The following is a 23,022-nucleotide window of genomic DNA, read 5'->3' as shown; positions in this document are numbered from 1 at the left end:
TTCGACAACTTCTTTTACCTTTTGAGCATCCCTATAAGAAAGGAGAAAATGATGAAACAAAAACGTAATCCACAAAATCCAGCACAAGCAAAACAAGAAGCTAAAAATCGCCAGGTACAAAATTCAAAAGCCGGTTACGGTGACAAAAAAACAGAGGGGCCAAACCAACCTTCTACTTAATTCCAATCAAAAGGTGCCGAATGACGGCACCTTTTGAATTCGTCTTCTCTCACGGCATGGTTATCTTTGTTGTTTTCGAGCATTAGATATAACGCTTTTTCCCAAGAAAAAACACAATTTATTATTTTGTTTTCCTTAGACGACTTTCCTTCTTATTAAAAGTACGATCTGATACCCAATTATAAAACCTTTCTACTATTGCAGCCATTTGCAGCTGATTAACCTTCCCTTCGTACCAATCTGTTAAATTGTACTTCTTCACTAGTTCCAGTGGTACTACGAGGCGATTAGGGTTAAATCCCAGGTAATCTACCCAATCATCATCATACTCCCGGTTGTGGCGAACCACTGGAAAAGCCCATCGCAAAATCGGTGTTTTAGGGTATCTTCTAGCTGAAAATTGTTGATAATCATGACGAGAGCCACTATGAACAACCGATTCATGGAACTGACGCAAGGCTTCTCTTTCAGGTGCATGAAACAAAATCCAAGCTAACTTTCTCCCAAGCTCGACACGCTTTTCAATTTGGGTGAAGTTATGTACTGAGCAGCCAAAAATCTGACCTTCTTTTGTAGGAAATAATACAGTACTAAAGTGCAGTCGATCCTGCCATTTAAAGGCACTCGTTTTAAACACATACTTCCGGTAAAATGCCTGGTCAATCACCGGCTTTTGAATGATTGCCTGTTCATTGACAATTTGAGCAACTAACAGTTTTTCTTCATTTTTTTTTCTCCAAAATTCACACCATTTTTTTACAATCCATTGACTAACGCCAAAATGGGAAAGTAAATGAAAGTATGGCTCTCCATCCCGTTTTGACTGTTCATAAATCAACAATTGTGGAAAAGCATCAGAAAAAATGAGCCAATTGGCTCGTTCATAGGCCATAAATAATCGCTTACGTAAAGAACCGTTTAATAATTGCTGATATGGTTTACTGCATAGATCTGTCATTGCCCATCCCGCATTTCTTGACACGTAACCAGCAAGATAGGACCATTTTATTTCAGGGTTTCTTATGTTGTATTGGTGATAAAATACAGTACGTGAAATATTATCAAGGTTACCTTTAGCTATTTCAGCTTTCACCTTTTCAATGATACGCTGTTCATTTTTGTTCATAGCTGTTCACCCTCCCTTTTTAATATGGCTGGGATGAGCTAAAAATAGTCATAAAGACTATGGTCTCTTCTTTTAATTATGGTAATATATATTGATGGTTCGTACCTTCATGGAAAGGGAGTGACGGATGTGGCCTTCCGCTATCCAAACGGAAAAAAATTTACGCCAAACCGAAACGTAAACAAACAAAAAGACGTCAAAAAGGATGCACGGTTCAGTAATCGTGGGATGACTTTAGAAGAAGACATTAATACAACAAACGAATATTATCTCGCTCATAATATTGCGGTCATTCATAAAAAACCGACACCGCTTCAAATTGTTAATGTTCATTATCCTTCTCGTAGTGCTGCAGTGGTAACGGAAGCTTATTTTCAAAAACCCTCTACTACAGATTACAATGGTGTTTATGAGGGTAAATACATTGACTTCGAGGCGAAAGAAACAAAAAATAAAACCTCGTTTCCATTTAAGAACTTCCATGATCACCAAATTGATCATATGAAACGTGTTCTCGAACAAGGAGGCTTTGCCTTTGCATTGTTACGCTTTACACTAACCGATGAAGTATATTTTTTAGAAGCAGAACATTTAATCCGCTTTTACGATGAACGAGATCAAGAACGTAAATCCATTCGAAAAAAAGATATCGAAACTTATGGTCATCTCATCCCGCTTAGTTTCCAGCCGAGAATTGATTACTTATCTATTCTTAAAACACTACTATAAGAAAGTGTTCACTCTTAAACAGTGAAAGCAACATCAGTTGCATGAAAGGAAAGATGCACTATGTCAGATGAATACCGTACAAGACAAGAACGTAAAAAAGCAAAGCAACAAACACCTAAACAATCGAAAAAAAATAAAGGGACAGGTTCTGGAAAGTCGAGAGGGAAAAAAATCCTCACAGCCCTTACAGTCATATTCTTAGTAATGATGGCTGCCGGTGGGATTACCGCCATTGCAATCATTGCCGGAGCCCCGTCATTAGATGAAGAAAAACTCATTATGAGCAACAATCCGGAAATTTATGATATAGATGGAGAATTAGTTACGACACTTTCAGGGTCAGAAAATCGGCGCCTTGTCGATATTGAAGATGTTCCCGATGTTATGAAAGACGCGATTATTGCCGTTGAAGATATCCGATTTTATGATCACTTCGGCCTTGATGTAAGACGAATCGGCGGTGCAGTTATCGCCAATGTTACTGGAGGGTTCGGAGCTGAAGGCGCCAGTACGATCACGCAACAAGTCGTAAAGAACCTATTCTTTGATTTTGATAAAAAGATTACACGAAAAATTCAGGAACAATATTTAGCTGTTCGTTTAGAGCAAAAGTTTACAAAAGATCAAATCTTAGAAATGTATTTAAATGTCATTTTAATGTCTGGAAACCGCTATGGAATTGTTGAAGGAGCTGAATTTTATTTCAATAAAGACTTAGATGAGCTTACGATTGCGGATGCGGCATTGCTTGCAGGGATCCCACAGCGTCCGAATGCGTATAATCCATTTAATAACCCGGAACTGGCAGAACAAAGACGTAATGTCGTTCTCAGCCAAATGGAGAAGTACGGGAAAATTACCGCTGAGGAAGCTGAAGAAGCACGGAATATTCCAGTTGAGGATCAGTTGGAGGAAAGCGATAAAGAAGCTTACCCTTATCAAGCCTATCTTGATCGTGTGCTAACTGAAGTCGAATCGATTGATGGCGTTGAAGCAAGCGACATTTATACTTCAGGTATGAAAATCTATACAAACTTGGATCAAAATGCTCAAGAGCATGTAGAAGAAGTGATGCAAACAAATAATTACATTAACTTCCCTGATGATCAAGTCCAAGCTGGAATTACACTAATGGATTCGTCTACAGGGCAAGTAACCGCTATTGGAGGGAAACGACAGCCTGCAGAAGGTGTCCGCAGTTGGAACTGGGCAACACAGCCACGCCGTCAGCCAGGCTCGGCCATCAAACCAATTTTGGATTATGGCCCGGCTATTGAGCATTTTAAATGGTCGACCTACCATCAAATTCGTGATGAAGAATACAAATACAACACGATAGACCAAGTGATTCGTAACGCTAACCGACAATATCACGGTGATGTTTCGATGCGTTATGCGCTTCAGCAATCACTCAATGTTCCTGCAGTTAAGGCATTTCATGAAGTAGGACAAGAAAGATCAAAAGCTTTTGGTGAGTCCTTAGGGCTTCCACTAGATTCAATGGGAGAAACCTATTCACTTGGCGGTTTTAGCAACGGTCTCTCATCATTTCAAATGGCTGGTGCCTACGGTGCATTTGCTAACGGAGGCGAATTTAACCGACCTCACACCGTTCAGCGCATTGAATATACTGACGGAAGAACAATTAATTTAGCTCCTGATTCTGAAAAGGTGATGGAAGATTACACTGCTTTTATGATTTCTGACATGCTAAAAACCGTTGTACAACAAGGAACCGGACAACAAGCAGCGATATCTGGCTTACCGGTTGCCGGAAAAACAGGTTCATCAAACTTTACATCAGAAGACCGGCAAGAGTATAGCATACCTGAAGGGGTCGGTGCAGTTCGCGACTCTTGGTTTGCAGGGTACACAACAGAGTATACGGCGGCTGTATGGGCCGGGTATAACTCCCCTTCTGATGGTGTCATTCGAAATGACAACGGATCGAACCTTATTGCCCGACACTTATTCCGCGAAGTGATGAGCCACGCTCATGAAGGTGTGGAAACGTCTGATTTCCAACAACCGGATTCAGTTGTAAGAGTTGGTGTTGAAAAAGGCACAGGTCTTTTACCAAGTGATTTCACCCCTGAAAGTGAAATAACGTATGAATACTTCGTAAAAGGAACAGAACCATCAAGCGTCTCAGATGAATATGAAATCGAAGCTGATGATTTACCTGCACCTGACGTTACAGCAGAATACAATGAAGATGAACATGCGATCTATACAAGTTGGAGCTTTGATGACGACTTAGTTGATGAATTCAGTTTCCAACTTGAAATTCAAGGACCAGAGGGAGATTTTGAAACGATTACGATTACAAATGACAGGGAATACATGCTAAACAACCCTGAATACGGCGAAACGTATACGATTCGTGTTACAGCTATCTCAGATCAGGATGAAGATCTAGCTAGTGACCCAGGAACCGTTGACATTACAGTCCCTGAAGAAGATGATCTCGTTGACGAAGACATCCCGGATGAAATTTTTGAAGAGGATGAGGCTGAGTTAGATGAGGGTGATGAAGGTAATGAAGGTCCTGGACAAGGAAACGGGCCTCCTGATCATGCCAATCCACCTAACCATGCCGGACCACCTGATGATGAGGACGAAGAAGATCAACAAGAGAACGGTGAAGAGGACAATGGAGACGATGAAGATGAAGATGATGAGGATACGGATGGTGACTCTGGTGATGAAGATGAAATAGATGATACAGAGCAAGAGCCTGAACAATAAATAAAACATTAAGAAGAGCACCTTTTACTTGGTGCTCTTCTTTGTTTTACATAGTATATTGGCAGTATTTGCTCTATTGATAAGAGTACATGTAGCCGAGGAGTGGAGAATCTGTTAGTAACTCAGTCAACTTTTCATAAAGTACACTGCCCATTTCTTATTTGCCTCGTCAAAAAGCTGCTGTAACGCTATAAATGATTGATGATGATCTATTGTTTCCAAAATAAATGAAAGTCGCTCTTTACTATTCATCGGGGCATAAGGTGTTGAAGCTACATCCATTTCAATGTTTTTTAATGATAAAACTGGCCTTCCTTCCGCCCAAGTCATCGCCTGAATAAAACATGCTAAATAGCATATCATTTTAGGTCTCGCTTTTTCTCGGTTTCGTTCTTTAAAGCATGAAGTAATTTGTGGTTCGCCAACTTCTTTCCAATTTTTATATAGGGTAGCAACAGCTGTCCTTGGCTCTTGCCACGGATAATCTCCTTCAGTCCCAAACCCATTTTGATATAGGATATCCTCTTGAAATATGCAGTTATCACTGGAAATTGTCCCCCCTTCTTTCATAAAAAAGGGTGGACGAATCATCTCACTCGGTACTGTTTCGCGCCTTTTCACAGCTCAATCCCGCGTTTTTTCATTCTTTTTTTCCCTTCTCTGCATAAGTGCAGCAAAGGACATTCAGGGCATTGAGGGGATTGAGATTTACAATGGTACCTCCCGAAAAAAATCATCCGGTGATGGGTAACAGACCACTCTTCAATCGGAACTTTCCGCATTAATGTTTTTTCCACTTCAAGAACACTATCTTTCCATCTGCATATTCCTAGTCGTTTACTTACTCGCTCTACATGGGTATCGACAGCAATAGCAGGCTCATGAAAGGCTACTGACGCTACAACATTAGCCGTTTTCCTGCCTACTCCTGCTAATTTGACAAGCTCGTCTTGCTCATTAGGGATTTCCCCATTATAATTTTCTACTAGCGACTGGCAAAGTTTTTTTATATTTTTCGCTTTACTGCGATAGAGCCCGATAGAACGAATGTCATGCTCTAACTCTTCAAGAGGGACTTGAATATAATCTTCAGGTTCTTTATATTTAGTAAATAAACCCGGCGTTACTTTATTAACAAGCGCATCTGTAGCTTGAGCAGAAAGTACGACGGCGATCGTTAGTTCAAATGGGTTAGAATGAGTTAATTCACATTCAGCATCAGGAAACATGTCCCCCATCGTTTGCAAAACTTCTTCTATTTGACCAATTGTGAGCATCTGTTTCCTCCTTTACTAATCATTTTCCAGCCAGTTAAATGTGGGATGTCTACGCTGACTGCTTTTATGACCGTCATTTCCACTGCTTTTAGAAGCTGAAGCAGGACGGTGGCGACGGATTTTTTCTCCATATTCTCGCGCTTGCTGTACAGTTTCGATACCATTTTTCTTCCATTCAAAAAGAATTCGATCAATATAGCGAAAATTCAACTTGCTTGATACGACCGATTCTCTTAAGGCTGCTTCAATTAAAATCGGTGGATGACGATCTTCATCCATCCACATCGAAATCATTTCAATCTCCATCGGGGAAAGCGGGCGGGAAAACTCCTCCTCAAATCGTTTAAAAATTCGACCTTCTTCTTCATTTATTGTTTGTTCTTTATTTATTAGTTGTTCTTCCTCTATTTTTCGGATAATTTTTTTATATAATGGCTCTAACGAATATTTTTCTTCGAGTCGTCCGTTAGTATCGCGATCTTCTTCGATTCCAAGTAATCCTTTTCGCACTAGTTCACGTAGTAAATGTGCGGTTTCGGACGCATCTATACTCATTTTTTCACTAATGGCTGTCGGTGTTGGAAAGGCATCACCTTGTTGAGCAAAGTGTTTTACATGAATTAAAAGCATCATCTCCTGTTCGGAAATGCCAATTTTTGCATAATACTCCACTAGGATAGCAGGTAAAGATAATGGGTTATTCATTATTAACTGTACAGATAATTCATTGTTCATTTGATCCACCTCCATCCTATTATATCATCCAACTTCTAATGAACTGGTTATTAATAAAGTACTTTTTTAAAGATTGGTTTGTTGCTTATAGAGCAACAAAACTAACGTATCTTAACAGCGCTTAAGAAAGAAAAAAGCCCCGAATCAGGGCTTTTACTCGTATATATGAGACGTTATGGGTAGAGCCTGTTCAATAAACGCGGGAATGGGATCGTTTCACGAACATGCTCTGTTCCACTGATCCAGGCCACTGTTCTTTCTAGACCAAGTCCGAATCCTGAGTGAGGAACTGAGCCGTAAGTACGAAGGTCCATATACCATTTGTAGGTCTCATCCGATAAATTGTGTTCTTGATAGCGTTCCTTAAGTAAAGCTTCATCATCAATTCGTTGACTACCACCGATGACTTCACCGTAGCCTTCAGGTGCTATTAAGTCTGCACAAAGTACAACTTCTTCTCTATTTGGATCAGGCTTCATATAAAAGGCTTTTATATCGGCAGGGTAGTGGGTAATGAAAACCGGCTTATCATACTTTTCGGCAATGGCTGTTTCATGAGGAGCGCCGAAGTCTTCACCCCATTCGATTTCATGCCCGTCTTTTTTCAACATATCAATAGCCTCATCATACGTGATTCTAGGGAATGGTGCCACAATGTTTTCAAGCTTACTTGTGTCCCGATCTAACGCTTTTAACTCTAATTTACAGTTTTTAAGGACGGATTGAATGACATGGGTTACATAATTTTCTTGTACTTCCAAACTATCATCGTGATCCATGAAAGCCATCTCTGGTTCAATCATCCAAAATTCAATCAAGTGGCGACGAGTCTTTGACTTTTCCGCACGGAATGTAGGTCCGAAAGAAAATACTTTTCCTAGCGCCATTGCAGCAGCTTCCATATAGAGCTGACCACTTTGTGATAAGTAGGCATTTTCATCAAAATACTTTGTATGGAAAAGGTTTGTCGTACCTTCAGCAGAGCTTCCAGTTAAAATAGGTGGGTCAACTTTTACAAAGCCTTCTTCATGAAAAAATTCATACGTGGCCCGGATAATTTCATTACGAATTTTCATAATCGCATGCTGCCTTTTAGATCGCAACCATAAATGACGGTGATCCATCAAAAACTCTGTTCCATGTTCTTTAGGTGTAATGGGATAGTCCTTCGCCTCATTAATTACCTCTACTCCCGTTACCGTTAATTCGTATCCGGAAGGAGCTCTGTCGTCTTCACGAACGATTCCGGTTACGTACAATGAACTTTCTTGTGTCATTTCTTTCGCTTGTGTAAAGACTTCTTCTCCCGCTTCAGCTTTTACTACGACGCCTTGAATAAAACCTGTGCCGTCACGCAGTTGTAAAAAAGCAATTTTCCCACTGGAGCGTTTGTTCGCTAGCCAAGCTCCAATGGTAACCGTTTCTTCTACATGTTTTCCTACTTGTGAGATTGTTGTTTTCACTTCGTTCCCTCCAACTATGTAAACGTCTTGTTTGGCTTCTATGTGATATAAGTTACTTGAATGGAATGATTCACGATTTTCATTATACAACTCTCGTGATCGTTTGTGCAACAGCTCGAGCCCGGTAAAAACCGGCTCGATAGCATATTTCCTCTGGTTAACGGGTAGAGTTTTTTACAAAGCGTTTGATTCTTTCTAACGCTTCCTTGAATTGATCCAAACTCGTGGCATAAGATAAGCGAATATTATCTGGTGACCCAAATCCAGACCCAGGCACTACAGCCACTTTTTCCTTCTCCAGTAAAGCTGCAACCCAATCATCCGTCGTTTCATATATGGAAGCGACTACTGCTTCTTTTACATTCGGAAATAAGTAAAAGGCTCCCTGTGGCTTAACACAGCTGAATCCTGGAATGTTAATTAAACTCTCATACACTTCATCCAGTCGTGCTTCAAACGATCGACGCATTTCCTCTACAGATTTATGGCCGTCATTATAAGCAGCGACAGCTCCGTATTGAGCCATCACAGCTGGATTTGACGTTGTATGACTTGCCAATGTACTCATCGCTTTCACGATGTTTTCGTTACCAGCAGCATAGCCAATTCTCCATCCCGTCATTGAATGGGATTTACTAACGCCATTAATGATGACAGTTTGTTCTTTTAATTCATCACTCAGCTCAGCAACAGACGTATGCTTAGCTCCATCATAGATCAGCTTTTCGTAAATTTCATCAGAGACAATCAAGATGTTATGTCTAATACAAACGTTGCCGAGGGCTTGTAATTCATCTTTAGTATACATTACCCCGGTTGGGTTACTTGGAGAATTGAGGATCATTGCTTTTGTGTTTTCAGTAATCGCCTCCTCCAATTGTTCAGGTGTGAGTTTAAAGTTGTTCTCTTCCTGACCTTCTACAACGACAGGTTTACCACCGGCAATTTTCACTTGCTCAGGATAACTCACCCAATAAGGAGATGGTATAATAACTTCCTCGTCTTCGTTTAATATCGTTTGAAATAAAAGAGCCAGAGCATGTTTTGCCCCGCTTGTGACAACAATCTCCGTTAATCCATAGGACAACCCTTGATCTGATTTAAATTTGTTGGAAATGGCTTGTTTTAATGCTTCCATCCCGCCAGCAGGTGTATATTTAGTATGTCCTGCGGTCATAGACTGGTAGGCTGCTTCAATGATATGTACTGGTGTATTGAAATCAGGCTCCCCTGCCCCTAACCCAATGACGTCATACCCTTCTGCCTTTAAAGATTTAGCCTTTGCTGTGATAGCTAGTGTTGATGATGGTGTAATCGATGAAACACGCGGTGAAAACTTCATTTTTCCAGCTCCTTTCAAATTTACCTTTATGTGTTGTTTCGGTTTACAATATCTGTTTTATCCGTTTTGCCGTAATTGATAGTGACGAATGTATGATCCGTCTTCAAAATTGATATAATAAAATGAATAACGTTCGTCTGTATCAATGTATACAATTTCGAATACTGGGGTTTGCCCAATCATTCCAAGACGGATTTGTTTCAACTCATCAATATCAAGTCTCTCTTCCGCAATTTGTCGAGCTTCACTTTTAGAAATGCCTGCTTCCTGTGCTCTTGTCACAACTACCGGTTCAGCTCCATCGTTTTCATCTTCTGATTCTATTTGCTCAACCCATACATAAACTGGCTCAGATTCATTAGTTTCTCCCTCAATAATATGAAAGGCTCTGTTTCCATTATAATAATGGACACGATCAACAGAAGATACAAGCCCTTCATTTTGTGCAAATGCCTTTACTTCTTCATATCCATCATCCTTTTTCGACTGCACAGAGTGATAAACCGCATAAGACATGATGGTACTTATCAGAAGTAATACAATTGTGATACTTATTAACCAACGCTTCAACCTTATTCACCTGCTTTATGTTTCATAAATCGTAAAAACCATTTTCTCTTGGTCTTTTTCATCTAACGCTAACCCAAACATCAAATTTCGCTCTTTTAACGTTCTGTTAAGCGAATCAACGACTTTGTATAAGTCTTCACTTTTCTCAAGTTTTACAGAGGTTAACGCTTCAATATGCTTTTTTTCCATATTACTCCTCCTACAGACCATTTTGTTTCCACATTTCGTACTTCTTTGGTTTTCGCTTCCCTCACTGGTGAAATATTAACTATCATAACCTTTTTGGTTAAGGTGATAATAATAATACCGCTCAATCAAAAGGGGGAATGAGCGTGAAGCAAGATCATGAAGAGGTACAAGTCATGAGTACAGCAGAGTGGTACGATTGGGAAAAGAGTTACTTCTCGCTTAACTCACCATATCGACCTCATCATTTTAACACAATTTCGATCAGCTTTAGACAGACAAAGTTTCCAGATTTATGTGAAAAACAATACCAATAACCTGCCTGCACCTAAACGCCTGCACATGCTCCGTGCAGGTTGTTTTATTTTGTCAGCTAAATAAGTGGGGCAAGTATATGGTTTGCTTCATAGAGAATTTTTTCTTCGTCTAAAGTTAAACTTACACGGTTTTGTACGACTCTTTTCCCCTTGATAAATACATCGGTAACATCGCTGCCTTTACTAGCATACACAAGGTGAGAAAGGACTCGGTTTTGCTCCAGCGGCATAAAATGGGCAGCTTGAGGGTCAATAAAGATAAAATCTGCATCATAGTCTTTTGCCAGTACACCCTTATGCGTGAATCCTAATGCCTTTGCGCCCTCTTCTGTACCCATTTTTAAAATATCAAAGGCGTTCGTAACTGTCGGGTCTTCATTGGTTCCTTTGTGAATGAGCGCTGCAAAGCGTAATTCTTCAAATAGGTCAAGGTTGTTATTACTAGCTGATGAGTCCGTTCCAATCGCAACACGAATACCTTTTGCTCGCATTCTTTTTATATCAGCGATACCAGAACCCAGTTTAAGATTGCTCATCGGATTATGCGAAACAGCCACGTTTTTATCTGCAAGTAAATCCAGCTCATCTTCCGATAAATGGACCCCGTGTGCAATAAGTGATGATCCATCAAAAAAGCCAAGTTCATGTAAATGTTCAGCTGGACGTTTTCCGTATTTTTCAACATGGTCATGTACTTCTTTTCGTGTTTCTGCTAGGTGTGTATGCAGAGGTATAGACTTGTCTTTTGCTGCACAAATGATCATGTCTAGAAAATCGGGTGGACAAGTGTATGGTGCATGAGGTGCCAACATCACTTTCAATTTGCCTTCACCTGCTCCATTCCAGGAATCATATAGTGCTAATGATTCTGTCAATTTATCTTTTTGTTCTTCAACAGAGCATAGCCCAATCATTCCACGACATAAAACACCATTCATTTGTGAGGTAAGCACCAGTTCTGCTGTTTGATCCATATGTAAATGGTACATATCTAAAAATGATGTCGTTCCGCTTTTCATCATTTCAAGTATGGCAAGAGACGTTGCAGCTCGAGTCATTTCTTTTGTGAGTTGTTTTTCCATTGGCCACATAACGTCCGTTAACCATTTTTGAAGGGGCAAGTCATCACCTGCTCCACGCAAAAGAGTACTCCCAGTATGTCCGTGTGTATTCATCAAGCCAGGCATAACCCATTTTCCAGTGGCATCGATTGTTTTTTCTGCTCCACTGAGCAGGGTATCAGATGGTTCTCCCTCCCATATACCTTCAATTTTATCATCATTCACTATCATGTATCCTGCTCGAACAGGTTTTTCCTGTGTTTCTAATGTTACAAATACGCCGTTATATACAATTTGTTTCCCCATGATTTAAACTCCTTTTAGAGGTTCAACATGCAATTTTTTCAATCGACCTCTGAACTGAACAATGTTTTGATCCGCTGCGCAATGTTTTCATAGTTATCCTTTTCAGGTGGCCGAATCGTAAAGATTTCATAATCCTTTTCACTCCACTTGATCGAAACCGTCCCGATGCGAGCTGTCTGATAAATTTCAATCCACGTATCTTGTAGTCGTTCAAGTACGGTAGCGCTTGGTGTTTCCTCACCATTTTGAAATATAACAGCAACTTGAGGGTCTACTTCATCAAGTAATTTCTGACTTGTTCCTCTGGGGCTTGCAAATTCAGCCACCTTAAGAACGGTAGAATCAACTGATAGCTCATCAGTAATATACGTTTCCATTTGCTCATCAGCGATGCTCATATACAGAAGCTTTTGGTCCTCATGTTCAAATGTTAAAACCGAAGCTCCCTCATGGATTCCCGGCCGGGTATCCACAAATAAAACCTCACATTCAAGTCCTTTCATCACGGTAAACTCATCGTTAGTTTCATACACTATCACGTCAAGCTCTGTTTTTGCCAGTAAAGGCTGCAGCTCTTCATACATTGGTTTCGGTATATAAATATTATCAACATTATATTCAGTTAGCAGCCAAAGTAAATTACCGGTATATTCAGCTTGTTTATTTGTAATGATGACTGTATCAATTCGCGACACATGGTACATTTCCAGACGCTCCGCTAACTCCTGTTTGCTTATCCGGTGTCCGGTATCAACAAGCGTATTTTCACCATTTCCGTTTTGAATAAAAGTCGATTCACCATGATTGATATCAAAAAACGTGTATGCGAGATCGTTTGGGTGCAAATTCATTTCAACATCCACTTCCTCCTCCGCATATGAAACAACTGAAAATAAAGAAGCCAGCAGCGTGGCTAAAATTAATAAAGGTAGTGTTTTTCTCGTCAGTAATCTAGTCACTTCACATCGATCCTTAAACAGGTATTTTCATTCTACATATCATTATAACCAATCTTTCAGTTCTGCTTCCAATCCCTCAATCGGAGCTTCCACAATATCAAGATCAGGGAGTGATTTTATAAACATTTTACCATAACGCGTAGTATGAATCCGCCTGTCAAGAATTACAACTGCCCCTTTGTCAGACTTTTTTCGAATGAGTCGACCGAAACCCTGTTTAAAACGAATGACCGCTTGAGGAATCGCAAGTTCCATGAAGGAAGACTTGCCTTCACTTTCAAGCAGAGAAGCTTTCGCTTTATAGATCGGGTCATCTGGTGGTGTAAATGGTAACCTTGCCATGACGAGTAAGCTGAGATCTTCACCCGGGATGTCAACGCCTTCCCAAAAACTGCTTGTACCTAGCATAATCGCTTTTTGGAACTGCTGAAAACTTTTAGTCAGCTTTGTTCTGCTTCCACTATGGATGCCTTGAGAAATTAACATGTATTCTTCGTCTAACAGCTCCTTTAACAGCTCATGACATTGCCTTAACATATCATAAGACGTAAACAATACGAGCATCCGCCCCTCGCTTACCTGAGCTAAACGGTATAAATGGAGGACCACCGCCTCGATGTACGTTCGATCATCAACCTTATTCAACAAAGGTATATCGTTAGGAATCATCAATTTTACTTGATCTTTCCAGGAAAAAGGCGAATTCACCATTAATGTTGTCAAAGCAAAATCTTCAAGTCCGAGGTTTTCAATGACATAGTCAAAACGCTGATTCACCGTTAATGTCGCTGAAGTGAGAATTACACTATCTTTTTTCGTAAATAAATCATCTGCTAAAATCGCTGAAACATCGATCGGACGCGCTTGCAATGAGACAATATGTTTCGGCCCTCTTGATTCAGCTTCGAGCCAGTAAACCTTATTTTCTTCCCAATGCAGAAATAAGTCTTTCAATGTATCTTTAGCTTCATGAAGTTGGTCAATCATCATTGTAAGCGACCTGAAACTACTGTTGAAACGATTTCTTTGATTTTCCGGAATATTGTGGTGGTTTTCATAGTACTCCATTTTTTCTGCAAGTTTAATTAAATTGTGCAGGGAATCATTACATGAAAAGACACAACGAGAGGCTGCTTCTTTTACTTGCTGCCACTCTTCACTCCGAGGATCGTAAGTTACACTGATTTTCCCACGTTCATTACGTTTTCGTTTATGCTTATTTGCCCAATGATGTAAAAATAGAAACAGTTCACTCACTTCTGCTTTTGTGTTTTTTATAATTAATTCAACGTCGTCAATTTGTTGCGTTATTTGTTTGTCATCCATTGCGGTACGTGAAATATTTGAAAGTAGCCCATTCCCATCGACAGTACCTACCTCGTTCAAAAGCTGAGAAAAGCTGACATAATCAATTCGTTCACCGAGTTGGTGTGATGCGGCTCGCTCAAAATGATGGCCTTCATCAATAACCATCCGTTTGTAACTAGGTAGCAGTCCACCCTCTCCATGTAAGTCAGATAAAACGAGCGCGTGATTAGTGATTATTAAATCAGCCGTCCTCGCTCGTTGTCTCGCCCGATGGTAAAAACACCGCGGGTACCATGTATGAGAACCTTCATCTTCTCGGTTAGCGCAAATGTCAGACCAGAAACGCTTTGCTCCAGCAGCTAAGTTCAACTCTTCTACATCTCCTGTTTCAGTTTGAGTCAGCCATACTAAAACTTGGACTTTAGATAAGTTTCGATCATAATTTTCGTATGGATCATGTTCTAGTACAGCTTCAAATTTTTGCAAGCTAATATAGTGTTCTCTTCCTTTTATTAATGCCACATTACACGAGAAAGGGATTAGAGATTGAAGGATAGGAACATCCTTTTTAAGCAGCTGTTCTTGCAATTGAATCGTATATGTACTAATGACAACAGGCTTTTTTGACTGGTTTGCGGTAAAGGCAGCCGGTATAAGATAAGCAAGGCTTTTACCAGTACCAGTGCCGGCTTCAATCAAACCATGCTGGCGAGTCTTAAAGGCTTCAAAAACAGCTTCCATCATATCCACCTGGCCCGTCCTATCTTCATAACCGGTAATCGCCCGTTCCATTTCAGTTTTATTCTTAAATACATTCTCGATAAATTCATTAAAACGATCCCCTTGGAGCTCTGTTTCCACTGTCTTCTCTTGAATAGAAGGGATTGCCTTTAACGCAAATCCCCGATAGATATCAATTTGTCGATCTTCTTGATTATTGTATTGGATTTTTTCAGCTATCCATTCATTGAGTAACGACATCAAATCACTTGATAATGTATGAGCAAGACGTTTAATTTGCTGTAACGTCACAAGTGGTAATTGTTTAAAAGCAGCGAAAAGGTCAGTAAGTAGTTTGGCTGTCACTTCAGCATCACTATCAGCCCTGTGTGGCTTCGTATGATCAAGATCGAATTCTTCACTTAATTGCGTAAGTCGAAAACCATCGGCAGTAGGGTATACCATCCGGGCCAGCTCCACTGTATCAAGCACGGGACCCTCAAAAGGTTCATAACCCGCCGCTTCTAATTCTTCGTTAATAAACCTCAAGTCAAAATTCACGTTATGAGCAACAAAAAAAGCACCGTCCAGATGCCTTAGTAACGTTGGAGCCACCTCGCTGAAGAACGGTGCTTCTTCGACCATCTGATCGTTAATTTTTGTTAAAGACTTAATAAAGGATGGGATCGGTTGTCCAGGATTTAAATAGGTCGTAAAGCGATCTTTCACTTCATTGCCTTCCATGACAACAAAGGCCATTTGAATGATGCGATCTCCCTTTTTATAAGACACACCTGTTGTTTCCACGTCTAAAATTACGAACCGTTTCATAATTGTTCCTCCAAGCTCTCGTTTCCCAATAAAGACGATCTTATCATTTAATTAGGTTTTCTAAAGGTTCTTTTTTGTTTATTGAGCGTTAGGCAAGTGAATTGCTTGCCTTGATACGCCTGAAGTGATAGCGTTCAACTCCATTTATTGCAAACAACTTATCATTTGAGCTTAAGAAACGCTCAAAAAACAATAGATCTGCAACTTTCAATTAACGGTGTTCAAAAAAGAGGTAGCTAGCTATTCCTCTTGAACTTTTTGAACCTCCGCTAATAATGGGTGGTTGATTTTTTGCTCCCCTAATGTATGAATCGCTTTTTCCTGTTCCTCCGACCAGCCCCATTTACTTAACAACCATAGGTAAGAAATCCATACATTCGTTTGTTCGGGGTGATCTTTTAATGCTCTTTCAAATAATGCTTTAGCTTCAAGTCGTTTATCTAATAGTCCTAAGTTCCAGGCAAGACCGTGTATTACCCAGCAATCCTCAAACCCTAATGCGGAGAGCTTTTGATAACAATGGAGGGCACAAACAAACTCCCCTCGCTCTTCAAATTCATAGGCTAAGGAAACGATGATTTCTGCTGTGGTAGCCGCCTCAAGTGTTTCATACCAAATTTCGTACGCTTTTGTGACATTCCCCTGATTTAACAAGCTTTTCCCCAGCCAATAGAAAACTTCGGGCTCTGGCTCTTCTTGTGCGACACGAAGGAAGCATTGGGAAGCCTGATCATATTTCTCTATAACATAATAACAGGTTCCTAAATTATATAACACATCAGAATGATTGATAAGGGTAAGCGCCTTTTCAAAAATAACGATGGCTTCTTCCATTTTTTCTTGTCTTCCTTCAAGTAAGCCGAGACCAAGTAAAGCAAAATGCTTCTCCACTTTATCAAGACCTTGTTGATAAACAGTTAAAAATGCATCTTTCGCTCGCTCCTCTTGCTCTTCGTAGAGGCATGCAAAACCTATATATAACATAAGCCTGACTTTTTGATCGGAAGACGGCAGTTCAGCTTCTAGGTTCTCTATAGCATGTGAATACATCTCCAACTGAAAATAGCCAATTCCCTTTGTAAGACAAGTCGGATTAGAAAATACCCACTTTTCTTGTTTAATTGAAAGTGCCTCTTGAACTGTTGCAAGCAAGTCATGTTGAGTGCTCCATATATCGAGAAGTTCAAGATGCTCTCGCTCTAATTCAGAATAAATTTCTTCTTGCTCTGCTTTGGAAAGTTTATGATAGTGATCGGTAAACCAGGCACATTTTTCTTCCCAGGTCGCCGAGTGCTGTTGCAAACTAAAAACCCCCTTTTATAAAGAACCTTATTTTAAGTGTTCCTTTAAAAAAGGGGGCTCTATACCTAGCTCAAGCAGGTAGAAGCTGGTTCTGTTTGGATAAGATCGACAATTTGATTATCTTCGTTTAAAATCGCAACTTTTGGTTCATGGTTTACAGCTTTTTGTTCATCCATCCACTGATAAGCGATAATGATTACCGTATCTTCTGGCTGAACAAGTCGAGCTGCTGCACCGTTTAAACAAATCGTTCCACTTCCCCTTTTCCCAGGAATTACATACGTTTCTAACCGCGCACCATTGTTATTATTTACAACTTGCACTCGTTCATTAGCTAAAATATTTACAGCTTCCATCAAATCTTTATCGATCGTTATACTTCCAACATAATTTAAATTGGCCTCTGTTACACGGGCGCGATGTAGCTTTGCACTCATTAGATGTCTCATCATTATTCCCTACTCTCTTTTAGAGGTTGTTCAAAAAGTCCGCTTCAAATAGCTGTCGGAAAATATAATCTCCTGCTAAATACCGCCTCGACCTACTCAGCTCTTTTTATGGTCCTTTTTGAACCGTACTTATAGCTTAAAAATAATATTGTCAATTAGTCTCACTTCTGAAAATGCTACAGCACAAGCGATAATAAGCTCACTTTCTTTCGCTTCATTAATCTGCTCCACTGGATCCAAAGATGGAAAATGCCTGATTGTAAAGTAATCGACTGAGCTTTTTGTTTCTTCTTCCACTTTCTTCTTTCCTGCTAATTCCAAGTTCATGATCGTTTCTTTTCCGCTCATAACGTGCTCTTTTATTTCCGATAAGGTACGATAAATCGCACTTGCCTGTCTTCTTTCCGCATCCGTTAAATGAACATTTCGTGAGCTTTTTGCTAATCCGTCGGCTTCCCTGACAGTCGGAACGCGAACGATCTCTATAGGCACAAAATAATCTTTAACCATTCGTTCAATAACAGCTACTTGCTGAGCATCTTTTAAACCAAAATAAGCACTGTTTGGTTGAACAATTTGAAATAGTTTCATGACTACCGTCGCAACTCCATCAAAGTGTCCTGGACGATTTTTGCCGCATAACGTATCGATCCCTTGCGTGATACGAATAAGAGACGCCATAGGAGATGGATACATGTCCTTTTTATCAGGCAAAAAAAGGACATCTACCCCAGCTTCCTTTGCAAGCTCGCGATCACGGAGCAAATCTCTCGGATAAGTTGTGAAATCTTCTCCAGCCCCAAACTGAAGGGGATTGACAAAAATACTTGCCACAACGCGGTCGTTGTCGGTTTTAGCTTGTTTGATTAACGAAAGGTGTCCATCATGTAAATATCCCATTGTTGGGACAAATCCGATCGTTTTATCGCTTTGCTTCTCTCGCCACTTCTGAAACTCACTAGGTGTTTTAATGACGATCATGACGAACTCTTTCTGATCCATACAGCTTCCCTACATTATCTTCGTTCATGGAAAAAGAATGTTCTACTGTTGGAAAAGTCATCTTCTTGACTTCTTTTTTATACTGAGCTAAGCCTTCCTGTATGTTTGAAGCTAAATTTGCATATTTTTTAACAAATCGAGGAACACGGTCAAATGTGTAGCCTAACAGGTCATGCCATACAAGAACCTGCCCGTCAACTTGAACACCAGCTCCAATACCAATCACCGGTATGGAAAGCTCCGCTTGAATGCGCTCTGCCACTTGTGCTGGGACACACTCGAGAACGAGCATGATTGCACCAGCACTTTCAGCTTGTTTGGCTTCATCGATAAGGTTTCTTGCTTGATCTATTTCTTTTCCTTGTACTTTGTAGCCACCAATTACACCAACTGATTGAGGAGTCAGGCCTAAGTGAGCGACAACAGGTACTCCAGCCTGTGAAAGGGTTTGGATAACGCTAATAACACCTTTACCACCTTCAACCTTAACAGCCTGAGCCCCACCTTCTTGCATCAAGCGCCCAGCATTTATTAGCGCCGTTTCATGAGAAGCGTGATACGTTAAAAATGGCATATCAGCTACAGTAAACGTATTTCCGGCTCCCCGCTTAACTGCTCGAGTGTGAAGAATCATGTCTTCCATTGTCACAGGAATAGTTGAGTCGTAGCCTAATACAACCATCCCCACAGAATCTCCCACTAAGATTAAGTCAATCCCTGCCTGCTCTGCATGGTTGCCGCTCGGTGCATCATAAGCCGTCACCATGGCTATTTTTTCACCTTGTTGCTTCATCTGTTTAAAATCCGCTGTAGTTTTCATATTTTCCTCCTTTTGAGAAGGACCAGTGAGGAATCGTTCAAAATGCAAAAAACCTTCTCAGCAAAGGGAGAAGGTAGCCATCATGAAAAAACCGAACACAAATTAATGTGCTTGGAATGTTATGAACGTTCCTTCTGTCCCCGTCCGTTTTTGGATCAAGGCAGACCTTGAACTGACACTTATAATTAGAAATGGGTACAGTTCATTAACGATACTGTCCCATGAAGTCACATATAAAGTATAGCAGAAACCTCAGTATTTTTGTGAAGGTTTTTAACATTGGCTTTTTTGTTTGGCCACTAGATTGTTACATTATAATTCAATATCCGCAGAATAAATTTGCTTTAACGTCCCGTCATCTTGTCTTAAAAGCAACACACCCGCTTCATCTATTCCAGTTGCAATACCTTCGACCGTTTCCTTTGGTGTCCTTGCAACAATACGTTTACCCATCGTCAGCGCATGGGCTTCCCAAAGCGGTTTAATGACAGCAAAGCCTTCCTGTAAAAATAATTCGTATAACCATTGCCATTCATTTATGATTGCCGTTAACACATCTGCTCTATTTACGATTGTTCCTTTTTCAATCTTCAAAGATGTCGCAATTTCATCGAGGGGCATCGGAAAGGCATCTTGGTTGACATTAAGGCCAATGCCTACAATGATCGCATGAATGTGATCGGGCTCTGCTTGCATCTCTGTTAAAATACCTGCTGCTTTCTTGCCATTAAATAAAATATCATTTGGCCACTTTATTTCAGGGTCGAGATTTAATGACTTTTTTATCCCACGAACGACAGCTATAGCTGTTAGCAGGGTTAGTTGAGGTGCTCTCTTTACTTCAATATCAGGTCGTAAAATCATACTCATCCAAATCCCTGTTTTTGGTGGTGAATGCCACTCTCTTCCTAAACGCCCTTTCCCTTTTGTTTGTTCATCGGCCAAGACAAGAGTACCTTCCCCTGCTCCATTACTAGCTAGTTGATGAGCCGTTTCCTGAGTCGAATGAAGCGAAGGGAAATGATGGATGGCTTGTACAATCGTTTGTTCCGGAAGCCGTGATTGTAATTGATGTTTCGTTAGAGCGTCAGGTTCACCGGCAAGTCTGTAACCTTTTTTCGTAGCTGCTTCGACCTCATATCCTTCTTTTCTTAAGGCATCAATGTGTTTCCAGACAGCCGTTCGGGAACACCCTAGTTTTTCGCTTAACCTTTCACCGGATACAAACTCATTCTCATCAGTTCTTAACAATTGCAGGAGCATTGATTTCATCTTCGTTCTTCCTCTCTTACATACTGAAAAATGGACTGCTTTTCGTTGGTTACCTGGCCGTTTACAACAGCGCGCTCTATCCGATTTAACATAGTACCGATTCTTTTTCCTTCATTAATTTTAAATTCATTTATCAAGTCTTTCCCTTGAACGGCAAGATCACTCTTCGCCTGAATCGGCAAGGTCTCCCTCATAGTAACCACCGCTGATCTGCAGGCTTGTTCCCCTTTTAATAGGGCTCGTATTTGTTCACAAAAGGGAAGGTCACCTTTCCTTGCTAAATACAGCGTTTCTGACGTCCAACCTCCCTTCAAAATCCCTTCTACAACCTGACGCATAGCCATTATGTCTTTAATTAGCCGGTTGCTCCTCTTATAGTGATTTAAAACCGCTCTAACTTCACTGTCACAGGAGCTCCAGGAAGCAAGAAACCAGAAGGCGTTCTCATTCGAAATTACAAAATCATATGGATAGTCTCTAAGAACAGGCAAACATTTAACCTTTTGAGGAAAAGCAGTAAGATGATCAGTCAACGGTGAAGCAAGCAAGTTTATGAAAGTATGTTTTTTTAAAGGTGTGACGAGCATCTTCCGCCATTCATCAGCTATTCTCTCAACAGCCACATTTGCAATGAGGAGAGAATGTTCCCTGATAGATTCCTCCGTTTTTTTATCAAGTTGAAACCCTAGTGTATGTGCAAACCGGAGCGCCCTAAGCATACGTATCGGATCTTCTTCAAAGCGCTCCTTTGCCATTCCAACAGAACGGATAATACCGTTTTCAAGATCCTGTATTCCACCAAACGGATCGATTAACGTGTCAGTATTCGAAATGGCCATGGCATTCATCGTAAAGTCTCTTCGTGTGAGGTCTTCTTTTATTGTCTTTCCAAACCTACCACCATCACCTTTAAAGGTTGTTACTTCAACCGTTTGACCACCGATAGGTACGATAACGGTACCATGTGTCACACCTACATCGATCGTTCCTGAAAATATGGCCTTGACGTTTTCGGGAAAAGCATTCGTTGCTATGTCCACATCAACAATGGGATCGTTTAACAACCAGTCCCGCACAGCTCCACCGACGATATAGGCTTCAAAACCATGTTCAGCTAAGCTCGCTATAACTTTATTAGCAATAGTCCAGAGCTCCTTTTGCATCGAGCCGCCTCCTGTAGGTCATTTTTCAATAATTGTCCGTTCATAAATGTCTTCATACTGAGCGACAATACGATCTTTATGAAATACCTCTTCAGAGCGCACCTTAGCATTTTTCGCCATTTCTCGATGAAGATCTTTGTTGGTTAAAAGTTCAATAGCTTTTTTCGAAATAGCCTGGACATCACCCAGCTCACAAATAAACCCCGATTCATTATGACGAATGACTTCCGGAATACCCCCAATATTAGTTCCAATTACCGGCAGGCCACATGCCATAGCTTCAAGTAAAACAAGACCGAAGCTTTCTTTTTCACTAAGTAATAGCTTCAAGTCACTCATAGACAAGAGTTCAGCAACTCGTTTTTGATTACCGAGAAACTTCACCCGATTTTCAATACCTAATTCTTTTACCTTTTTACATACAACAGGATGTTCCGGTCCTTCACCAATCAATAAAAGCTTGGATGGCACGTGTTTTTGTATTTCATAAAAGCTGTCAACAACATCTGGCACACGTTTTACCTTGCGAAAGTTAGAAATATGTACAATTACTTTTTCATCAGATTCAATTCCGTATTCTTCCCGCAAATTTGTTTCTCTATGTGGGTAATACACCTGGTGATCAATAAAGTTATAGACGGTTTCGATCGGCTTTTGTGTACCGAGCAATTCGTTCGTTTGTCTAACAAGGTCATTCGACACAGCTGTGACAGTATCTGATTTTTCAATTCCAAATCGGATCATATCAGTAAGGGATGGATCGTAGCCTAAAACTGTGATGTCAGTTCCGTGAAGAGTTGTGACTACTTTCAACTGCCCTCCTACCATTTCCTTTGCTAAGTAGGCGCTAATAGCATGAGGGATTGCGTAGTGCACATGAAGAAGATCCAACTCCTCGCGTTTTGCTATCTCTGCCATTTTACTAGCCAAAGCAAGATCATAAGGCGGATACCTAAACACAGAGTATTGATTAACTTCAACTTCATGAAAAAAAATATTAGCATTCACACTTTCCAGACGAAAGGGCAAACTAGAGGTAATAAAATGAACCTCATGCCCTCTTTCTGCTAAACTTTTCCCTAACTCAGTAGCAACAACCCCGGAGCCCCCAATAGTAGGATAACAAGTGATCCCGATTTTACGTTTTTTCATGATG

The 23,022-nt window shown here is 40.4% G+C and carries 22 protein-coding genes; 4 read left to right on the top strand and 18 right to left on the bottom strand.

What is annotated here, in order from left to right; all coding sequences use genetic code 11:
* Nucleotides 1-51 precede the first annotated feature (51 nt).
* Nucleotides 52-180, top strand: coding sequence for a hypothetical protein (locus CDZ94_RS21790; protein WP_280951816.1), 129 nt, complete (start codon nt 52-54; stop codon nt 178-180).
* A 121-nt stretch (nt 181-301) separates the two neighbouring features.
* Here CDZ94_RS21790 and CDZ94_RS02275 read toward each other — a convergent pair whose 3' ends face one another.
* Nucleotides 302-1,306, bottom strand: a complete 1,005-nt coding sequence (locus tag CDZ94_RS02275) for a DUF2515 family protein (protein ID WP_096434915.1) — start codon at nt 1,304-1,306, stop codon at nt 302-304.
* A gap of 129 nt (nt 1,307-1,435) precedes the next feature.
* Here CDZ94_RS02275 and recU point away from each other — a divergent pair, with 129 nt between their 5' ends.
* Both recU and CDZ94_RS02265 read left to right on the top strand, forming a co-directional pair.
* The gene (gene recU / locus CDZ94_RS02270; RefSeq protein WP_096434914.1) at nt 1,436-2,035 is read left to right on the top strand and encodes a Holliday junction resolvase RecU; all 600 of its coding nucleotides are present in this window, start codon (nt 1,436-1,438) and stop codon (nt 2,033-2,035) included.
* 60 nt (nt 2,036-2,095) lie between these two features.
* The gene (locus CDZ94_RS02265) at nt 2,096-4,783 is read left to right on the top strand and encodes a transglycosylase domain-containing protein (RefSeq protein WP_096434913.1); all 2,688 of its coding nucleotides are present in this window, start codon (nt 2,096-2,098) and stop codon (nt 4,781-4,783) included.
* Between the two features lie 126 nt (nt 4,784-4,909).
* Here the strand turns inward: CDZ94_RS02265 and CDZ94_RS02260 are convergent, their stop codons facing one another.
* From CDZ94_RS02260 to CDZ94_RS02230, 7 genes are all read right to left on the bottom strand, one after another.
* Nucleotides 4,910-5,404 (bottom strand): YpoC family protein, encoded by a 495-nt coding sequence (locus tag CDZ94_RS02260; protein ID WP_096434912.1) that lies wholly within the window; start codon nt 5,402-5,404, stop codon nt 4,910-4,912.
* A complete protein-coding gene (gene nth, locus CDZ94_RS02255) occupies nt 5,401-6,060 on the bottom strand; it encodes an endonuclease III (protein ID WP_096434911.1) in 660 nt (219 codons plus the stop codon). Before nth ends, CDZ94_RS02260 begins: the two co-directional genes overlap by 4 nt.
* A gap of 15 nt (nt 6,061-6,075) precedes the next feature.
* Complete coding sequence (locus tag CDZ94_RS02250; RefSeq protein WP_096434910.1) at nt 6,076-6,795, bottom strand: DnaD domain-containing protein; 720 nt, start codon at nt 6,793-6,795, stop codon at nt 6,076-6,078.
* Nucleotides 6,796-6,968: 173 nt separating this feature from the next.
* Nucleotides 6,969-8,258 (bottom strand): asparagine--tRNA ligase, encoded by a 1,290-nt coding sequence (asnS, locus tag CDZ94_RS02245; RefSeq protein WP_096434909.1) that lies wholly within the window; start codon nt 8,256-8,258, stop codon nt 6,969-6,971.
* 157 nt (nt 8,259-8,415) lie between these two features.
* Nucleotides 8,416-9,600, bottom strand: a complete 1,185-nt coding sequence (locus tag CDZ94_RS02240) for a pyridoxal phosphate-dependent aminotransferase (protein WP_096434908.1) — start codon at nt 9,598-9,600, stop codon at nt 8,416-8,418.
* Nucleotides 9,601-9,657: 57 nt separating this feature from the next.
* Complete coding sequence (locus CDZ94_RS02235; RefSeq protein WP_096434907.1) at nt 9,658-10,170, bottom strand: cell wall elongation regulator TseB-like domain-containing protein; 513 nt, start codon at nt 10,168-10,170, stop codon at nt 9,658-9,660.
* A gap of 15 nt (nt 10,171-10,185) precedes the next feature.
* Nucleotides 10,186-10,359 carry a YpmA family protein gene (locus CDZ94_RS02230; RefSeq protein ID WP_096434906.1) on the bottom strand — a complete coding sequence of 58 codons (174 nt, stop codon included), beginning with the start codon at nt 10,357-10,359 and terminating at the stop codon, nt 10,186-10,188.
* Nucleotides 10,360-10,502: 143 nt separating this feature from the next.
* Here CDZ94_RS02230 and CDZ94_RS21125 point away from each other — a divergent pair, with 143 nt between their 5' ends.
* Nucleotides 10,503-10,673 carry a hypothetical protein gene (locus CDZ94_RS21125; RefSeq protein ID WP_157811994.1) on the top strand — a complete coding sequence of 57 codons (171 nt, stop codon included), beginning with the start codon at nt 10,503-10,505 and terminating at the stop codon, nt 10,671-10,673.
* 56 nt (nt 10,674-10,729) lie between these two features.
* On the opposite strand, the gene CDZ94_RS02225 is transcribed toward CDZ94_RS21125, so the two are convergent.
* The 10 genes from CDZ94_RS02225 to bshA all read right to left on the bottom strand — a co-directional run bounded on the left by CDZ94_RS02225 (nt 10,730) and on the right by bshA (nt 23,018).
* Nucleotides 10,730-12,040 carry an amidohydrolase gene (locus CDZ94_RS02225; RefSeq protein ID WP_096434905.1) on the bottom strand — a complete coding sequence of 437 codons (1,311 nt, stop codon included), beginning with the start codon at nt 12,038-12,040 and terminating at the stop codon, nt 10,730-10,732.
* Nucleotides 12,041-12,078: 38 nt separating this feature from the next.
* Nucleotides 12,079-12,999, bottom strand: a complete 921-nt coding sequence (locus CDZ94_RS02220) for a ComEC/Rec2 family competence protein (protein ID WP_096434904.1) — start codon at nt 12,997-12,999, stop codon at nt 12,079-12,081.
* Between the two features lie 42 nt (nt 13,000-13,041).
* Nucleotides 13,042-15,858, bottom strand: a complete 2,817-nt coding sequence (dinG, locus tag CDZ94_RS02215; RefSeq protein ID WP_096434903.1) for an ATP-dependent DNA helicase DinG — start codon at nt 15,856-15,858, stop codon at nt 13,042-13,044.
* 240 nt (nt 15,859-16,098) lie between these two features.
* Complete coding sequence (locus CDZ94_RS02210; protein WP_096434902.1) at nt 16,099-17,160, bottom strand: tetratricopeptide repeat protein; 1,062 nt, start codon at nt 17,158-17,160, stop codon at nt 16,099-16,101.
* A 65-nt stretch (nt 17,161-17,225) separates the two neighbouring features.
* On the bottom strand, nt 17,226-17,612 hold the full coding sequence (panD, locus tag CDZ94_RS02205; RefSeq protein WP_096434901.1) for an aspartate 1-decarboxylase: 387 nt from the start codon (nt 17,610-17,612) through the stop codon (nt 17,226-17,228).
* A 126-nt stretch (nt 17,613-17,738) separates the two neighbouring features.
* The gene (panC, locus tag CDZ94_RS02200; protein WP_096440533.1) at nt 17,739-18,590 is read right to left on the bottom strand and encodes a pantoate--beta-alanine ligase; all 852 of its coding nucleotides are present in this window, start codon (nt 18,588-18,590) and stop codon (nt 17,739-17,741) included.
* On the bottom strand, nt 18,577-19,431 hold the full coding sequence (gene panB / locus CDZ94_RS02195; protein ID WP_096434900.1) for a 3-methyl-2-oxobutanoate hydroxymethyltransferase: 855 nt from the start codon (nt 19,429-19,431) through the stop codon (nt 18,577-18,579). The genes panC and panB overlap by 14 nt, the downstream gene beginning before the upstream one ends.
* Nucleotides 19,432-19,743: 312 nt before the next feature.
* Nucleotides 19,744-20,703 (bottom strand): biotin--[acetyl-CoA-carboxylase] ligase, encoded by a 960-nt coding sequence (locus CDZ94_RS02190; protein WP_096434899.1) that lies wholly within the window; start codon nt 20,701-20,703, stop codon nt 19,744-19,746.
* Nucleotides 20,700-21,866: a CCA tRNA nucleotidyltransferase gene (locus CDZ94_RS02185; RefSeq protein WP_096434898.1), complete on the bottom strand. Its 1,167-nt coding sequence runs from the start codon at nt 21,864-21,866 to the stop codon at nt 20,700-20,702. Before CDZ94_RS02185 ends, CDZ94_RS02190 begins: the two co-directional genes overlap by 4 nt.
* Nucleotides 21,867-21,884: 18 nt before the next feature.
* Nucleotides 21,885-23,018 (bottom strand): N-acetyl-alpha-D-glucosaminyl L-malate synthase BshA, encoded by a 1,134-nt coding sequence (bshA, locus tag CDZ94_RS02180; protein ID WP_096434897.1) that lies wholly within the window; start codon nt 23,016-23,018, stop codon nt 21,885-21,887.
* Nucleotides 23,019-23,022: the final 4 nt, after the last annotated feature.

The organism is Alteribacter populi, assembly GCF_002352765.1.
Taxonomy (GTDB): domain Bacteria; phylum Bacillota; class Bacilli; order Bacillales; family Salisediminibacteriaceae; genus Alteribacter; species Alteribacter populi.
This window is presented reverse-complemented; position numbering and strand designations above follow the sequence as displayed.

Bases quoted from the DNA above. Each gene is read 5' to 3' on its own strand.
- panB (WP_096434900.1), bottom strand. From the start codon at position 19,431: ATGAAAACTACAGCGGATTTTAAACAGATGAAGCAACAAGGTGAAAAA.
- CDZ94_RS02190 (WP_096434899.1), bottom strand. From the start codon at position 20,703: ATGAAATCAATGCTCCTGCAATTGTTAAGAACTGATGAGAATGAGTTT.
- CDZ94_RS02225 (WP_096434905.1), bottom strand. From the start codon at position 12,040: ATGGGGAAACAAATTGTATATAACGGCGTATTTGTAACATTAGAAACA.
- dinG (WP_096434903.1), bottom strand. From the start codon at position 15,858: ATGAAACGGTTCGTAATTTTAGACGTGGAAACAACAGGTGTGTCTTAT.
- CDZ94_RS02185 (WP_096434898.1), bottom strand. From the start codon at position 21,866: ATGCAAAAGGAGCTCTGGACTATTGCTAATAAAGTTATAGCGAGCTTA.
- panD (WP_096434901.1), bottom strand. From the start codon at position 17,612: ATGATGAGACATCTAATGAGTGCAAAGCTACATCGCGCCCGTGTAACA.
- CDZ94_RS02250 (WP_096434910.1), bottom strand. From the start codon at position 6,795: ATGAACAATGAATTATCTGTACAGTTAATAATGAATAACCCATTATCT.
- panC (WP_096440533.1), bottom strand. From the start codon at position 18,590: ATGATCGTCATTAAAACACCTAGTGAGTTTCAGAAGTGGCGAGAGAAG.
- CDZ94_RS02230 (WP_096434906.1), bottom strand. From the start codon at position 10,359: ATGGAAAAAAAGCATATTGAAGCGTTAACCTCTGTAAAACTTGAGAAA.
- CDZ94_RS02275 (WP_096434915.1), bottom strand. From the start codon at position 1,306: ATGAACAAAAATGAACAGCGTATCATTGAAAAGGTGAAAGCTGAAATA.
- CDZ94_RS21790 (WP_280951816.1), top strand. From the start codon at position 52: ATGAAACAAAAACGTAATCCACAAAATCCAGCACAAGCAAAACAAGAA.
- bshA (WP_096434897.1), bottom strand. From the start codon at position 23,018: ATGAAAAAACGTAAAATCGGGATCACTTGTTATCCTACTATTGGGGGC.
- nth (WP_096434911.1), bottom strand. From the start codon at position 6,060: ATGCTCACAATTGGTCAAATAGAAGAAGTTTTGCAAACGATGGGGGAC.
- CDZ94_RS02265 (WP_096434913.1), top strand. From the start codon at position 2,096: ATGTCAGATGAATACCGTACAAGACAAGAACGTAAAAAAGCAAAGCAA.
- CDZ94_RS02240 (WP_096434908.1), bottom strand. From the start codon at position 9,600: ATGAAGTTTTCACCGCGTGTTTCATCGATTACACCATCATCAACACTA.